This is a genomic window from Nonomuraea sp. NPDC003754 (assembly GCF_053605785.1).
Window position 1 is genome coordinate 308,041 of sequence record NZ_JBSGJX010000002.1, and the last position, 12,570, is coordinate 320,610.

11 protein-coding genes are annotated in these 12,570 nt (G+C 72.7%); 9 read left to right on the forward strand and 2 right to left on the reverse strand.

Going from position 1 to position 12,570, the window contains the following annotated elements; genetic code table 11:
* Positions 1–360: 360 nt before the first annotated feature.
* Genes ACWEVS_RS04000 through ACWEVS_RS04010 form a run of 3 tightly spaced genes read left to right on the forward strand, consistent with a single transcriptional unit; the run spans position 361 to position 3,226 of the window.
* Positions 361–1,074 carry a methyltransferase type 12 gene (locus ACWEVS_RS04000; RefSeq protein WP_449918069.1) on the forward strand — a complete coding sequence of 238 codons (714 nt, stop codon included), beginning with the start codon at positions 361–363 and terminating at the stop codon, positions 1,072–1,074.
* Between the two features lie 44 nt (positions 1,075–1,118).
* Positions 1,119–2,348: an adenylyl-sulfate kinase gene (gene cysC, locus ACWEVS_RS04005; protein WP_452549796.1), complete on the forward strand. Its 1,230-nt coding sequence runs from the start codon at positions 1,119–1,121 to the stop codon at positions 2,346–2,348.
* Complete coding sequence (locus ACWEVS_RS04010) at positions 2,345–3,226, forward strand: sulfite exporter TauE/SafE family protein (protein WP_452549797.1); 882 nt, start codon at positions 2,345–2,347, stop codon at positions 3,224–3,226. Before cysC ends, ACWEVS_RS04010 begins: the two co-directional genes overlap by 4 nt.
* Here the strand turns inward: ACWEVS_RS04010 and ACWEVS_RS04015 are convergent.
* Entirely contained in the window at positions 3,171–4,235 is a 1,065-nt protein-coding gene (locus ACWEVS_RS04015; RefSeq protein WP_452415745.1) for a glycoside hydrolase family 26 protein, read from the reverse strand. The genes ACWEVS_RS04010 and ACWEVS_RS04015 overlap by 56 nt on opposite strands.
* 247 nt (positions 4,236–4,482) lie before the next feature.
* Between ACWEVS_RS04015 and ACWEVS_RS04020 the strand changes: the two genes are divergently transcribed.
* From ACWEVS_RS04020 to ACWEVS_RS04045, 6 genes are read left to right on the forward strand one after another with little or no spacing between them, the layout of a single operon-like run.
* A complete protein-coding gene (locus ACWEVS_RS04020) occupies positions 4,483–5,877 on the forward strand; it encodes a Wzz/FepE/Etk N-terminal domain-containing protein (protein ID WP_452549799.1) in 1,395 nt (464 codons plus the stop codon).
* Positions 5,874–7,169 (forward strand): hypothetical protein, encoded by a 1,296-nt coding sequence (locus ACWEVS_RS04025; RefSeq protein ID WP_452549801.1) that lies wholly within the window; start codon positions 5,874–5,876, stop codon positions 7,167–7,169. Before ACWEVS_RS04020 ends, ACWEVS_RS04025 begins: the two co-directional genes overlap by 4 nt.
* Positions 7,162–8,067: a hypothetical protein gene (locus ACWEVS_RS04030; protein WP_449918082.1), complete on the forward strand. Its 906-nt coding sequence runs from the start codon at positions 7,162–7,164 to the stop codon at positions 8,065–8,067. Before ACWEVS_RS04025 ends, ACWEVS_RS04030 begins: the two co-directional genes overlap by 8 nt.
* Entirely contained in the window at positions 8,064–8,918 is an 855-nt protein-coding gene (locus tag ACWEVS_RS04035; protein ID WP_449918085.1) for a sulfotransferase domain-containing protein, read from the forward strand. The genes ACWEVS_RS04030 and ACWEVS_RS04035 overlap by 4 nt, the downstream gene beginning before the upstream one ends.
* Positions 8,906–10,228, forward strand: a complete 1,323-nt coding sequence (locus tag ACWEVS_RS04040) for a lipopolysaccharide biosynthesis protein (RefSeq protein WP_452549803.1) — start codon at positions 8,906–8,908, stop codon at positions 10,226–10,228. Before ACWEVS_RS04035 ends, ACWEVS_RS04040 begins: the two co-directional genes overlap by 13 nt.
* Complete coding sequence (locus ACWEVS_RS04045; protein WP_452549805.1) at positions 10,213–11,112, forward strand: sulfotransferase; 900 nt, start codon at positions 10,213–10,215, stop codon at positions 11,110–11,112. Before ACWEVS_RS04040 ends, ACWEVS_RS04045 begins: the two co-directional genes overlap by 16 nt.
* Positions 11,113–11,295: 183 nt before the next feature.
* Here ACWEVS_RS04045 and ACWEVS_RS04050 read toward each other — a convergent pair whose 3' ends face one another.
* Positions 11,296–12,099, reverse strand: a complete 804-nt coding sequence (locus ACWEVS_RS04050) for a WecB/TagA/CpsF family glycosyltransferase (RefSeq protein ID WP_449918092.1) — start codon at positions 12,097–12,099, stop codon at positions 11,296–11,298.
* Between the last annotated feature and the right edge of the window lie 471 nt (positions 12,100–12,570).

Sequence of the window (12,570 nt, forward strand, 5' to 3'; positions counted from 1 at the left end):
GGGTGGGGTCGCGGGGGTCTTGTCCGACCAGACTACTTCCACCGGCGCCACCACACGCCCGCGGCGCCGCCCCCCGGCCCTCCCCTCGCTCTCCCAGGGGGATGCCGGAGCCTCGGCCTCCCAGGGGATGCCGGAGCGACCCGCCCTCACCCCGGGTTGCCCGCCGCCCGGAGACCAGCCCGGACCCCGCTCCTCCCGAACCCGGCACGACGGCGGGCGAGCGCGGGCTAGAGTCCACGAGGACGGCACCGCGCCCGCCGGAGCAGCCCCTGACGTCAACCGAGACTCGCCCGCGAGTACCCCACAGGATCGCGAAGGAAATACCCAACAGATCGCGTTTGTGTGATTACTCTGGGTGACATGGCTGACGTGCAGTCGGTCGCCAGGGGCGACCTCTTCGAGCAGCGGATCCGCGAGCAGTGGACCGAGCAACTGGGGCGCAGGCTCGACCTGCTCGTCGCTGGGTGCGCCCACGACTCGCCTCTCGCCCTCGACGGGATCGACACCAGGGCCCTCGGCGTCGACGAGGACCTGCCTGCCGTCAGGGCCCTGATGGCGGGCCGTACCGACCTGGACGCCTGGACGCTCGGCGACCTGCGCTCGGTGCCCGTCACGCCGCGCTCGTTCGACGCCGTCCAGGTGACCTTTCTCGTCGAGCGCATCCAGCACGCCGAACTGGTCCTCGACCGCCTGCTGAACGGCCTGCGGCCGGGCGGGCTGCTCCTGCTGCGGATGCGCGACCGGTCCACCGCCTACGGCCTGTGCGCCAGGCTCACCCCCGGGTGGCTGCGCCGCCTGCTGTGGCCGCGCCTGTCGACCGGCGAGGGCGCGGGGCCGCTGCCCGCCGTCTACGAGCCGGTCTCCTCCCGCGAGGGCATGCACGCGTTCTGCCTGATGCGCGGCCTGATGATCTGTGACGACCTCAGCTCGACCAGCGGCCCCGCCATGGGGCGGATCGGCTCGGCGGTGGTGCGGCTGGTCGACAAGCTGTCGCGGGGGCGGTTCACCTCTTCCTACGACGAGGTGACGATGGTCATCAGGAAGCCCCAGAATCATTTCGCCCGGCTGATATGACCGGGTAAGGTATATCCGACTAAGTCGACCGGAATTGTGGAGCGATGACGGCGAATCTCCAGTGGACCCCCGACCCTCGCGAGCTCGCCGACCTTGAGTTGCTGCTCTCCGGCGCCTTCCACCCGCTGACCGGTTTCCTCGGCCATGACGACCTTCATGAGGTCGCCGCGCACGGCACGCTCGCCGACGGCAGCCCCTGGCCCGCGCCCGTGACGCTGCGCGTCCCCGAGGCCAAGCAGGGCGACAGGGTGACCCTCCTCGACCCTGAGGGCGTCGCGCTCGCCGTACTGACGGTGGCAGAGACCGGCCACGACGACCTGGTGGCGGGCCCCGTCGAGGCGCTCGGCGCCGCCGAGCACGGCCCCTTCGCCCGGCTGCGCCGCACCCCCGCCGAGGTGCGCGAGGAACTGGCCGGCCGTCCCGCGCTGGCCGTCACCATGCGCGGCCCGCTCGACGACCTGAGCACGCAGGAGATCCTGGCCGTCGCCGAGGAACTCGAGGGCGTCGTCGTGCTGCTGCCCCTGGCGTACGGCGAGGGCGGCCCCGCGGTGGTCAGAGCCGCGCTGAAGGCCCGCGAGAAGCTGCCGGACGACACGATCGTCGTCCCGGTGCCGCTGGCCCCCCGCGAGGACCACGAGATCGACCTGGAGCTGCGCGAGCACGTCGCGACCGCCTACGGCGCCACCGAGCACCTGGCCGGCCCCGAGCCGGTCACGCTGCCGGGCCCGCCGCACCGCAGGGGTGTCGTGGTCTTCTTCACCGGCCTGTCGGGGTCCGGCAAGTCGACGATCGCCCGCGGCCTGCGCGACGCCCTGCTGGAGCTCGGCACCCGCACGGTCACCTACCTGGACGGCGACGTGGTGCGCCACCTGCTGTCCAAGGGCCTGACCTTCTCCAAGGCCGACCGCGACCTCAACATCCGCCGCATCGGCTTCGTCGCCGCCGAGGCCGCGCGGCACGGCGGGCTGGCCATCTGCGCGCCCATCGCGCCCTACGCCGCCACCCGCGAGGAGGTGCGGGCGCTGGTCGAGTCGGTCGGGGCCGACTTCCTGCTGGTGCACGTGTCCACGCCGCTGGAGGAGTGCGAGCGCCGCGACCGCAAGGGCCTGTACGCCAAGGCCCGCGCCGGCGAGATCCCCGCGTTCACCGGCGTCTCCGACCCCTACGAGGAGCCCGAGGACGCCGACCTGGTCATCGACACCACGCACCTCTCGGTGGGAGCCGCCGTCTCCCGGGTCCTCGACACCCTTCGCGGCGGAGGATGGGTTCGTTGATCGACCTCCCCCTGGCGGCCGGGTCGTTCGTCGTCGCGATCGTGGTCGGCCTGACCGGCATGGGCGGCGGGGCGCTGATGACGCCCATGATGATGCTGTTCTTCAACGTCCCTCCGCTGGCGGCCGTCTCCAGCGACCTGGTCGCCTCGGCGGTCATGAAGCCGGTCGGCGGCCTGGTCCACCTGCGCAGGGGCACCGTCAACCTGCGTCTGGTGGGCTGGCTGTGCGCCGGCTCGGTGCCGGCCGCCTTCAGCGGCGTCTTCCTGGTGCGGGCCTTCGGCGACGGCGCGGCCGTCCAGCAGGCGGTGAAGGTGTCGCTGGGCATCGCGCTGCTCCTGGCCGTCGCCGGTCTGGTGCTGAAGGCCTGGCTCGGCGGCAAGGGGGGCTCGTCGAGCGCCCATGAGATCGTCGTGCGCCCGATTCCGACTGTACTGGTCGGTACGGTGGGCGGCGTGGTGGTCGGTGTCTCCTCCGTCGGATCCGGGTCACTGATCATCGTGGCACTGCTGGCCCTCTACCCCGCGCTCAAGGCCAACCAGCTCGTCGGCACCGACCTGGTGCAGGCCGTCCCCCTCGTGGGCGCGGCGGCGCTGGCGCACCTGTTCTTCGGCGACTTCCAGCTCGACCTCACCTTCTCGCTGCTGCTGGGCTCGGTCCCCGGCGTCTATCTCGGCGCGCGGATCTCCGCGTGGGCGCCCGGCGCGACCATCAGGGCACTGCTGGCCCTGGTCCTGCTCGCGTCGGCGCTCAAGCTCCTGAGCGTGCCCGACCCGGCCACGCTGTGGATCGTTGGCGCGACGGCCGTCCTCGGCGGCGCCGCGCTCACGGTCGCGGCACGCTCGTCGCGGAGAAGTGCGGATCCGTCGCGAGTGTGGTGAAGGCGCGCGCGGCCCCCGGGTCGGTGTCGAACCTGGTGTCGCCCCGCGGCGCGCGCGGCGAGTCGAAGTAGACCAGCGCCTTGATCTGCGGATAGCGCCCGACCTGGGCGCGCACGGACTCGAAGAAGGCGCGCTTGTGGCCGGCGGAGAACACCCCCCACTCCGCGATCATGATGGGCTTGCCGGGGAAGCGCCACTGCATCCAGCGGGAGAAGCCCGGCCAGCGCGGGTAGTCCTTGCGCGTCTTGTTGACCAGCCCGTCGAAGTCGCGCACCGCGCTGTCGACGTAGGGGTCCATCGCCACCCAGTCGACCACGTCGTCGCCTGGGTAGAGCTGCTCGAACCACGGCTGTGAGGCCCAGTTGGGCGCCCCCATGTAGGTCATCACCGTGACGGCGTTCCTGACCCCTTTCGCGCGCAGCCGCTGCACGACGTGGCGGAACATCGCGGCGTAGTCGGTGGCCGTCATGCCCGAGCCGGGATCGGCCCTGACGTCGTCCTCGGGCTCGTGGTGGATGGTGAGGAAGAAGCGCTCGGGGAAGGTCCGCCTGATGTGGTCGGCCAGCCGGTCGATGCGGCGGTCGAGCGCCCCGCCGGCGATGGCGGCCCAGGTGGTGTCGAACGTCGGCTTCCAGTTGACCAGCAGCAGCCTCGGGTGGGCGGGGTCGCGGGCCAGCGCGATCTCCCTGCCGGTCGGGAACAGCTCGCTGCCGCGGTGGTAGACGTGCAGGATGTCGGCGGTGCGCCCCATGCGCTTCTCCGCACTGGCGAGCGCCCTGTCGGACGTCAGCCCGGTGAAGATCTCGGGCGCGATCCCCCACCATGCGCCGCAGGACGGGATGAGCTTGGCCGTGACCTCGCACGCCGGCGACTCCGTGATGCCGAGCATGCCGTTCACTTCGGCCTCGACCGTGGGATCGGCCTGGACGTGCCGGGCCGTACCCGAGGCCGTGGAGCAGGCCGGCAGTGCGGCGAGCAGAATGAGCGCCACTGCTTTTCTGAGACGCAAGTCGTCTCCACTCCCCTCGTAATTACTGTCAGCCCCCGCCGTGTTGCCGAACTACCCTGCCACGCCTGCTACCTGCCGGGTCGCGAGTTTCCCGGATCGCCAACACCGACATTTCGCAATAATGGGCGATATTTAGCGGGGGGTCCGGGAGAAAATCTTCAGTATTCAACCGGGGAAATATTCGCCCGCCCTATAGTGACGTGACCCAGTAACCCAGAGTCGCACAGCGACTACAGGGAGATGCCTGATGTCCTCCGGCGTGGACCTGGCCGAGCACCTCTCACTGCTGCGCAGGCGCAGAAACCTCTTCCTCGCCTGCCTTCTCGCCGGCCTGCTCGGCGGTCTCGCGCTGCTCTGCCTCATCCCGCCCGCCTACACCGCCACCACGCAGGTCCTCGTCGCCTCCACCGGCGTGCAGGAGCAGCCCAACCAGGTGACGGGCAGGCAGCGCGAGGCGCTCAACCTCGACACCGAGGCGCAGGTCGCCCAGTCGGCGGTCGTGGCGGCCAAGGCCGCGGTGGTGCTGAAGGCCACCCCTTCGCCGGCCGAGGTGACGGTGCCGCCCAACTCCGCGGTGCTGTCCATCGCCGTCACGGCCGACACCCCCGCCATCGCCGCCGCCCAGTCGCGCGCCTACGCCCAGGCATACCTCCAGCACCGCACCGAGACCGCGCAGGCCGCCCTCAGCGCCCAGCTCAAGGCGCTGACCACCAAGCTGAAGCAGGTCAACACCGGCCTGAGCAAGGTCGTCGCCGAGCTGGCCCTGCTGCGCAGGGGGTCCGCCGAGCACACCGTCGCCACCCAGCGGCAGAACCTGCTCACCCGGCAGGTCTACAGCCTCACGATGAAGTACGACTCGCTGAAGACCGTCGCGGTCACCCCCGGCTACGTCATCAGCCAGGCCGCCGAACCGGCCGCGCCCAGCTCCCCCAGCGTCCCGCTCTACCTCGGCAGCGGCGTGATGCTCGGGCTGCTGTGCGGCGCGGCCGCCGCCTACGCCTGCGACCGGCTCGACACCAGAGTGCGTACGGCAGGCGACGTCGAACGGCTGACCGGGCTGCCGCTGCTGGCCGACCTGTCCGGCCCCGCCGACTCCCGGACGCTGCACGAGCTGGCCACCGCCGTGGTGGCCTCGTGCCGGGGGCCGCGCCTGCTGCTGTGGCAGGTTCCGCCGGCGATCGGCGTGGCGCCGCTGGCCCAGCGGTTGTCGATGGCCGCGCGGGTCACCGTGCTGACCGGGGCCGACGTCGCGGACGTGGCCAGGGCCGACGGCGCGCTGCTGGTCATCGGGCTGGGCGCGGTACGGGCCGGCGACGTGACGCTCGCCGTACGGCGGCTGGAGCGGCACCGGGTGCCGGTCATCGGCGCGGTCACCGTCGCGGCGCCCGGCCCCTCACCGGCTGCGCCCGTCGCGGGCAAGGCGGCGCTGGACAAGGCAGCGCCGGGCAGGGCGGTGCCGGGCAAGGCGGTGCCGGCGAAGGCGGCCACGAGCATCCCCACTCCCATCGTCCCCGCCCCCGCGCGCCGGGCGGCCAGGGTCAGCCCCGTCACCGGCGACATCCTGGCGAGGGGCGCCACGGGCCCGCGGCAGCGCACCGAGGGGCCGGAGACGTCACCGATGCCCCAGGTGTCCGACACGTGACGGTGCGGGACACCCGCCCGAACAGCCGGGCAGCATGGCCGATCGGAGCCCTGCTGGTCGGCTATCCCGTATGGTGGGCCCTCGGCTTCGGCGGCCTGGCCGTGATCGTCCTGGCCGTCCCCATGGCGTGCGTCCTGTGGCGCAGGCGGCCGATCAGGCTGCCGCGCGGGCTGGGGCTGTGGGCGCTCATGCTGGCCGGCTACCTGCTCAGCGCCCTCATGCTGGGCGAGATGCCGCAGGACACCTACGGCGACTTCGGCGCGGGCCGCGTCATCGGCTACCTCATGCGCCTGGCGCTCTACGTCTCCCTCCTGATCATGGTGCTCTACCTCGGCAACCTCACCGAGCGGGAGCTCCCGCAGCTGCGCCTGGTCAGGATGCTCGGCGTACTGTTCGTCACCACGGTGGCCGGCGGCCTGCTCGGCGTGTTCTGGCCCACCTTCGCCTTCACCTCGCCGCTCGAACACGTGCTGCCCGCCTGGATCGCCGGCAACCCGTTCGTCGAGAACCTGATCCACCCGACGGCGGCCCAGATCCAGAAGGTGCTCGGCCACGCCTCGCCGCGGCCCGAGGCGCCCTTCGAGTGGGCCAACGCGTGGGGCAGCAACCTGTCGGTGCTGCTCATCTGGTTCGTGGTCGGCTGGTGGGTCCACGGCGGGCCGCGCCGCAAGGCCGCGGCCGTCGCGCTCGTCGCGGCGGCCTCCGTACCGGTCGTCTACTCGCTCAACAGGGGCCTGTGGATCGGCCTCAGCCTGATCGTCGTCTACCTCGTCGTCAGGGTCGGCGGGCGCACCCGCCTGACACTGTGCGCGGCGGGGGCCCTCGGCGCGGTCGTGTTCGCCGCCAGCCCCCTCACCGACCTGGTGATCCAGCGCCTGGACAACCCGCACAGCAACGACATCAGAGCCTTCACCGTGGCCGCCACCGTCAAGGCCGCCGCCGGCTCGCCGTTCATCGGCTACGGCAACACCCGCAACGCCATGGGCAACCACCGCACGATCACCACGGGCAGGACCGACTGGTGCAGGGAGTGCGGTCACCCACCGCTGGGCAGCGACGGCCAGCTGTGGCATCTGATCATCACGCAGGGCTTCGTGGGCGCCGCGCTCTACGTCGCCTTCTTCCTCGGCGCGATCCGCCGCCACTGGCCCGACCGCAGCCCCATCGGCCTGGCGGGCGTGCTGGTGATGATCCTCGTGCTGCTCTACATGTTCGTCTACGACGGCCTGGTCACGCCGCTCAGCCTCTACCTCGTCTCGTTCGCCCTCCTGTGGAGGAACACCCATGCGTGACGCCCGCGTCAGGCTGCGCTACCTCGGTCAGACCATCCGCCTGCTCTACCCGGGGCAGGGCCGGCCGCAGGCCTACAGCGTGCTCCCGCACGCCGTGCTCCCCCGGCGGCTGCGACCGCGCCGCTGGTGGCACGCGCCCCTCGCGCCGAAGCTCATGCTGCCTCTCGAAGGCTCGATCGAGAGCCATCTGAGCGAGGTGTTCGGCGCGCCCGTCCGCGTGGTCCTACACGTACGGCCCGCGCGCAGGCCCAACCGCAAGCCCGTCCTCGAACTCCACTCGCAGGGCACGCTCATGGCCTACGCCAAGATCGGCGACACGCCACGGACCCGCGAGCTCATCACCAACGAGGCCGCCACGCTGCGAAAGCTCGCCGACCTGCCGCTGAAGACCGTCGTGCCGCCGGTCGTGCTCTACCACGGCGCCTGGAACGAGCTGGCCGTCCTCGCCCTGTCCGCCCTGCCCGTACGGCGGGCCCGCGTCTCCCCCGCGCTGCTCACCGCGGCCGTCAAGGAGATCGCGGCCACCGGCGGCCCCGCGGGCCCGGCCTGGCACGGCGACCTGTCGCCGTGGAACATCGCGCCGACCGGCGACGGCCGCCTCCACGTGTGGGACTGGGAGCGCTACGAGGTCGGCGTGCCGCCCGGCTTCGACGCGCTCCACCACCTGTTCCAGCGGGCACTGCGCCGCATGCCGCCCGACCAGGCCGCCAGAGCCTGCCTGGCCCGGTCGGCGCGGGCGCTCGCGCCGCTCGGGCTCTCGTCCGCGCAGGCCCGGCTGACCGCGATCCGCTACCTCATCGCGCTCGCCGACCGGCACGCCGCCGACGGCCACGAGCCGCTGGGCCCGCCGTCCTGTTGGCTCAACCCGCTCGTCGATCACCAGGAGCTCCTCATATGAACGCCATGAAGCACTCGGTCATGTCGGTCTCGCGCACCACCGGGCGGCTCACCTCCGGCGGCCGGGTGCTGCCGTCCTTCCTGATCGTGGGAGCCCAGCGGTGCGGCACCACCTCGCTCTACCGCGCGCTCGCCCAGCACCCGCTCCTGCTCAAGCCCGTGCTGCACAAGGGCATCCACTACTTCGACATCGACTACGCCAAGGGCCCGTCGTGGTACCAGGGGCACTTCCCGCTCAAGGTGGGCGCGGCGCTGCTCAAGAAGCGGTACGGCAGGCAGCCGCTGGCCTTCGAGTCGGCCCCCTACTACATGTTCCATCCCCTGGCCGGCGAGCGGATCGTCAGGGACCTGCCGGGCGTGAAGCTGATCGTGCTGGTGCGCGACCCCGTCGAGCGGGCCTTCTCCGCGCACTCCCACGAGCTGGCGCGCGGGTTCGAGCTCGAGTCCCACTTCGAGTACGCGGTGGAGCTGGAGCTCAGGCGCCTGGCAGGGGCGGAGGACCAGCTGCGCTCCCAGCCTTACTCGGTCCACCACTCGCACCGTCACCACGCCTACCTGGCGCGCGGCCGCTACGCCGAGCAGCTCAACCGGCTGGAGCCGCTGTTCGGGCGGGAGCGGATCCTCGTCATCGACAGCCACCGGTTCTTCGCCGAGCCGGAGGTGGTCCACGACGAGGTGCTGGACTTCCTGGGCGTCCCCCCTATGGGCGACCCGGTCTTCGAGCGGCACAACGGCAGGTCCAGGCCCAAACCGCTGCCCGAGCCGGTACGGCAGGCGCTGATGGAGCACTTCGAGGTGTACGACCTGGACCTCGTCCCGTGGCTGGGCGGTGATCCCTCGTGGCGCAGGTGACGACGGATCCCGCCGGCCGGGAAGGGCGGGGAGCGGTGGGGCGGGTGGCCCGCGGGGGCATCGCGGGCATCACCGGCGCGGGAGCCGGCGCGCTCGCCCAGTTCCTGCTGGCCGTGGTGGTCACCAGGGCCTTCACCGTCGAGCAGGCGGGCACCTTCTTCACCGCCGTCGCGCTGGCCCTGATGGTCGCCGGCATCGCCAAGCTCGACGCGGGCAACGGCCTGGTCTACTTCATCGCCCGCGCCAGGACCTACGACTACCGCGGCATCTCCGGATACGTCCGGGCGGCCGTGGCTCCCGGCGCGGTGCTCTCCCTCGCGGCGGGCGTACTCCTCCACCCGCAGCTCGGCCCCCTCGCCCTGGCGCTCCCCTGCATCGTCGTCGCCGACGTGCTCCTGGCCGCCACCCGAGGGTTCGGCGCGATGCGCCCGACCGTGCTGCTCGACGGGATCGTGCTTCCCGTCGCGCAACTGGCCCTGGTGGCGGCCGTGGCGTACGCCGTGCCGGCCGGCCTCCTGCCCGGCGTCCCCGTCCCCGGAGTGCTCGCCGGAGCGTGGGGCGTGCCGTACCTGATGGTCGTGGTCCTGGCGGCGGTGAGCCTGCGCGCGCGGCTGCCGCGCACGCCGTACCTGCCCGGCACCGCGCGCGACCTGTGGCGCCACACCGCGCCGCGGTCGGCCGCGGGCGCGATCCAGGCGGTGTTCCAGCGGCTCGACATCGTGGTCGTCGCCCTGCTGGCGGGCCCCGCCCAGGTCGCCTGCTACACCGCGGCGACCAGGTTCAGGGTGGTCGGGCAGCTCGCGAACCAGGGCCTGGCCCAGGCCGCCCAGCCCCGCCTGGTGCGCGCCCTGGCCGAGGACGACCTGGCGCGGGCGCGCGAGCTCTACCAGGTGACCACCATGTGGCTGGTGCTCCTGACCTGGCCGGTGTGGCTCGGCTACGCCGTCCTGGCGCCCTGGCTGCTGCGCGTCTTCGGCACCGGGTACGGCCACGCGGTGCCCATCGCGCTGGTCCTGGCGGGCACGATGATGGTGGCGACGGCGTGCGGCATGGTCGACGTCGTGCTCACCTCGGCGGGCCACACCACCACCAGCCTCGCCAACCTGCTCGCCGCCGTCGGGTTCACCGTCCTGCTCGACCTCGCGCTCATCCCCGCGCACGGCGCGCTGGGCGCGGCGCTCGGCTGGTCGGGTGGGGTGCTGCTGAAGAACCTGCTGCCGCTCTGGCAGATCCACCAGCGCTACGGCCTGCGTCCCTTCGGCCGCCACAGCATGACCGCGCTCAGGTTCCGCTCATGGGCGGCCGCGTGAACCCCGTCCTCGTGACGGGCCTGCCCCGCAGCGGCACCAGCTGGGTCGGCAAGATGCTGGCCGCCTCGGGCGAGCTGGTCTACGTGAACGAGCCGCTCAACCCGCAACACCCGCCCGGCCGCTGCCCCGGCGTGCTGCGCGCCGGCGTCACCCACCGCTTCCAGTACATCTGCGACGACAACTCCGCCGACTGGCTGCCCGCCTTCCGCGACACCGTCGCCCTCCGCTACGGCTGGCTGGCCGAACTGCGTGCCAACCGCTCGCCGTACGACCTGGCCCGGCTCGTCCGGTACGGCACCGCCTTCGCCTGGGGACGCCGCACCGGACGGCGGGCGCTCCTGGACGACCCGTTCGCCGTGCTGTCGGCGAACTGGTTCGCGCGCACGCTCGGCTGCACGGTCATCGCGCTGGTCCGCGACCCGGTCTCGCTCGCCGGCTCGTGGACGCGGCTCGGCTGGACCGTCTACTTCCACGAACTGCTCGAGCAGCCGCTGCTCGTCCGCGACCATCCCGAGGTGGAGGAGCTACGGGCGCTGGTCGGCTCCCAGGACCGCATCGCCAAGATCTGCGCGCTGTGGCGGGTGGCCCGCGCGGTCCTCGCCCGCGCGGAGGGCGTCACCGTCGTCGCCTACGAGGATCTCGCCGGCGCGCCCCTGCCGGGATTCCGCAGGCTCTACGAGGTGGCGGGCCTGCGCTGGTCCCCCGCCGCCGAGCGCCGCGTCACGCGCGCCTGCACGACCCCGGGTACGGCGGAGCGCGGCTTCGCCTGGTCCGGCCTGTCACGCACCGCCTACCGCCCGATGGACTCCAGCAGCGCGCTCCACTCCTACCGGGACCGCCTGACCGACGCCGAGATCGCCACGATCCGCACCCTCACCAGCTGACCACCCCGAGCCCACCAGCACGGACACCCGGCCTCCGAGATCGTCAGAACCCGCGCCCTCGCCACCCCAGGGCCCGAAGCCACCGGAACCCGCGCCCTCAGCAGCTGGCCCAAGCGTGAGACCACCGGAATCGCCGCCCTCAGCCGCGTGATCGCCCCCGAGATCGTCAGAACCGGTGAGCCCTCATCGCCGGGCCGACGTCCACCGGTCCCGTAAGGACCTGGACATCAGCCGCAGCGCGAACGGCAGGTCGTCGACCAGGTAGCGTCTGGCCAGCCGGTCGGGCTCGGCCGCCAGCCGGAACAGCCACTCGGTCCCCGTGCGCCGCATCCACGCCGGCGCCCTGGCCACCGACCCGGCCGCGAACGCGATCGCCGACCCGCACCCCACGAACCACGCCTGCGGCAGGTCGGCACGCAACTCGGCGATCAGCCGGTCCTGCTTGGGGAACCCGAGCCCCACGAACACGATGCCCGGCCCGGCGGCGACCAACCTGGCCCTGACCTCGGCCAGCACCTCGGCACTCCTGTCGAACCCGTACGGCGGAGCGTCCACCCCGCACACCGCCAGCCCAGCGCACCGCGCCGTCAGCTCCCGCGCCGCTGCGGCCGCCACGCCGGGCGGACCGCCGAGCAGGTAGACCGGATGACCGGCCGCGGCGGCCATGGCGCTGAGCGACCAGATCAGGTCGGCGCCCGTCACCCGCTCGGGGATGGCCGTGCCGAGCAGCCTGGACGCCCACACCAGCGGCATCCCGTCGGCCACCACCAGGTCGGCGGCGGCGACCAGGCGTCTGAGCGCGGGCTCGCGCGAGACGGCGCGGCAGATGTCGATGTTGGGCGTGACGATGTGGCCGCCCGTGCCGCGCCGGAGCGCCGCGGCCACCCAGTCGACCACCTGGCGCTCGGTGAGCGGGTCCACCTCGACCCCCGCCACCTCCACCCGCGCGGGCCGGCCACCCGTCCGGCCGGCATCGGGCTCGCGCACCCGCGCCGTGTCGGAACCGAAAGCCCCCTGAGCTGCCCCTGTCACCACGCCGGAAGCGAAAGCGCCCTGAGCTGCCACGCCGGAACCGGCGGCGCCCCGAGCTGCCCCGGCCACGCCGGAACCGGCGGCGCCTTGGGGTGCCCGTGCCGCGCCCGGAGAGAGCAACACCCCAGGGGCCGACGGCACCACAGGAGCGGGAACCATCTGAGAGACCGGAAGCGCCCCAGAAGCCGGAAGCGCCCAACAACCCGGGAGCGTCCCGGACGCCGGGACCACACCACGCGCCGCGGAGCCTCTGGGAACGGGAAGCACCACAGAAGCCTTGGACCCCCCTGAATCCGGAAGCACTCCAGGAGCCGGAAGCGTCCCGGAAGCCGGAAGCACTCCAGGAGCCGGAAGCGTCCCGGAAGCCGGAAGCACTCCAGGAGCCGGAAGCGTCCCGGAAGCCGGAAGCACTCCAGGAGCCGGAAG